At 62.1% G+C, this 2,866-nt stretch carries 2 protein-coding genes; both read right to left on the bottom strand.

The features are described from left to right. Positions 1-16 precede the first annotated feature (16 nt). Positions 17-1,432: a ferredoxin reductase gene (locus DAD99_RS08010; RefSeq protein ID WP_193341091.1), complete on the bottom strand. Its 1,416-nt coding sequence runs from the start codon at positions 1,430-1,432 to the stop codon at positions 17-19. Further along, the gene (locus tag DAD99_RS08005) at positions 1,429-2,730 is read right to left on the bottom strand and encodes an SRPBCC family protein (RefSeq protein ID WP_193341090.1); all 1,302 of its coding nucleotides are present in this window, start codon (positions 2,728-2,730) and stop codon (positions 1,429-1,431) included. The genes DAD99_RS08010 and DAD99_RS08005 overlap by 4 nt, the downstream gene beginning before the upstream one ends. Positions 2,731-2,866: the final 136 nt, after the last annotated feature.

The raw sequence follows: 2,866 nt of genomic DNA, 5'->3' as shown, positions 1-2,866 counted from the left end.
GTGCAGCTATGTGCGTTTAGGCGTCGATGATCATGTTGGTGCGCGCGGTGGAGCAGCAGGGTAGGAACTTGCCTGCTTCGATTTCCCGTGCGCGGATCCCGCCTTGGTGGTTCATCTCGATTTCCCCGGAGAGTTTGACGACTTTGCAGGAGCCGCACATGCCTTCTTTGCAGTTCGCGCCGATCCTGACGCCGGCACGTTGGGCGGCTCCGAGGATGTGTTCGGTGGGGTCGATGCGTACGTTGATGCCGGTGCGTATGAAGGACAGGGTGAGGCTTCCGGTTCCGACCGTGTCGAAGCTTGAGGCATCGGGGGATCCTGGCTCGGGCCCCAGGTCCGGGCTGGTGTCGGGGGTTTCGGGGCAGGGTGCGTCCGGGTCGAGGGTTTCCAGCGGCAGTCCTGTGGCTTTCAGGGTTCCCTCGGCGTTGTAGCCGGGTTCGTAGAGCCCGAACGCGGTGGGCTGGCTTTCGTAGTAGTCTTCGGCGGAAAGGGCGATTTCCTCGGCGATTTCCTCCGCGATGTCCACTGCAAGCGCGACCTCCGCCTGGTATTCGAGGATTGTTTGGCGGTCTCCCGTGAAGAATTCCATGTAGATGGAGGTGTCGTCGACGCCGACTTTCCCGAGGAGCTCGGTGGCGGTGTTCAGGTAACCCTCGGGGCCGCAGGCGTAGACTTGGCGGCCGTTGGCATCGGGGGCTATTTCGTTGAGCATGGCTGCCGTCAGTCTTCCGGTGAGCCCTTCCCACCCGTTGGGTTTGCTGCGGTTGCCCAGGGAGTAGAAGACCTTGATGCGCGAGTCCACGGAGGCGATGTAGGCCAGTTCCTGGTGGAAGGCAAAGCCTCCGGCTTCGGCTCCGTGGTAGAGCACGACAACATCGGCCTGTCCGGGCAGGGAGTGAATGGTACGGACCATCGACATGATGGGGGTGATGCCTGCGCCGGCGGCGAGGAAGAGGTACCGTGCCCGCCGGTCGGCGTCGGGCAGGTGGAATGCCCCGACCGGTCCGAGCATCTCGAGAACGGTGCCGGGTGTGAGATTCTCGTGCACCCAGGGTGAAACCAATCCTGTGGGGTCGCGTTTGATGCTGACGTTGAAGGTCCAGGGCTCAGTGGGGGAACTGGACAGCGAGTAGCTGCGGTCCACCGGGTCCTGGTCCTCGCCGTTCACGGGGAAGGCGATGTTAACGTACTGGCCCGGACGGAACGCCAGCGGCGCACCGTCGCAGCGGCGGAACACGAAGGTCATTAAGCCGCCGGCCTCGGGAACGGTCTCGACGCATTCGGCCATGAACTCCTGGGGATGCCAGGGGCCCAGGACGCGGGCAGCACGGGCGGGTGCCTCGGTGCTGCCCATCACCCTGTTCCACGGCATCTCAAGTCCGCGGATGCGCTGTGGTTCCTGGAGTGCGGTCTGAGCGAGGAGTTCAATCATGCCAAGTGCTCCTGCACGCGGTGCACGTACCAGTTGATGAATGCCTCCACCTGGTATTCGCTCTTCATGTACGGGCCGGGCTCGTAGGCGGGGCTGCCGGCGCCCTGCTGGCATAGCTCCACGAACGCCTTGTCCTGCAGGTTGGTTTGCTTCCAGGTGTAGGTGAGCTTGTCCAGATCGTAGTCGACGCCTTCCTCGGCGTCGTCAGCCACCAGCCAGGTGGTGCGTACCAGTGTCTGGTGTTCGTTGACGGGGAAGACTGCGAACGTGATGACGTGGTCCCCCTGGAAATGGAACCAGCTGTTGGGCTGCAGGTGCATCGAGCAGCGGCCAAGGCGGAAGTCCCGCAAGTCACCGAGCAGCTTCTTGGAGAGCCTGCGCCCATCGGGTGAGAACGATTCGCCCTCGCCGTCGAGCGATTCGCGTGAGATGCGGATTCCCGCTACGCGCGTGTCCAGCTCTTCGACGACCTCATAGGGAAGGCCATAGCGGCGGCAACGCTCCTCGAGCGAGGACTGTGCTTCCTTGTTGCGGTCCCAGACTTCTTCAAGGTGGGCCGGGATCAGGCCTTCCGTCAGGCCCCAGGTGGGAAAGAGGGAACAGGCGAGCTCCGGGTGGCCGTCACAGTGGTAGCACTCACGGTTGTTCTCCATGACGAGCTTCCAGTTGCCCTCCTCGACGATGTTCTGCTGGTAGGCGATTTTCGTCTTCGACAGATCGTGGGGTGCGAGGTAAGGCTCAAAGATTTTGGCGGTTTCGTCAAAATCCGTCGGCGGTTCGTCCGCGATGCAGACGAAGATGAGTCCGGCCACCACGCGGCTGTGGGCGCGCTTGAGGCCGAAGCAGCCCTTGTCGAACTTCGTCTCTCCCGGTGCCGAGGCGTGGATCAGATTGCCCTCCGGGGAGTAGGTCCAGGAGTGATAGCCGCAGACCAGGTTTCCTGTGGACCCGGCGGGCTCGGTCAGGACGCGGGCGCCGCGGTGGCGGCACACGTTGTGCAGGACGTTCACGCCGCCATCGTCGTTGCGCAGCACGATCAGGGAGTAGGGCCCGTAGTCGACGGTGACATAGTCGCCCGGTTCCGGCAGTTCAGCGATGCTCGCGGCAAAAATCCAGTGCTGGCCAAAAATCGCCTGCATGTCGATGCTGAAAATCGTCGGATCAGTGTAGAAGGGGGCATCGAGGGAATATCCCACGCGCCGGAAATCGAACAACTCGCTGATTTCCGCCAGCTGCTCTGCAGGCAATGATGAAGCGAGTTTTCCGCGTGAATTGATGGGCAAAACTGGAGCAGACATGTGTTTCCTCCCGGAGGCGTGGGTAATTATGCGATTCGTGGCAGCCACGGCTGGGTGGTCCAAGCGGTGTTGTGGAAAACCTTGTAATCATGAGATTAGGGACGATTGCACTGCAACAAAAGCGCAAGATATTGGA

It is taken from the genome of Pseudarthrobacter sp. AB1, assembly GCF_014926485.1.
Lineage (GTDB): Bacteria > Actinomycetota > Actinomycetes > Actinomycetales > Micrococcaceae > Arthrobacter.
The sequence above is the reverse complement of the archived record's forward strand: the minus strand, read 5'-3'. Positions and strand labels throughout refer to the sequence as shown.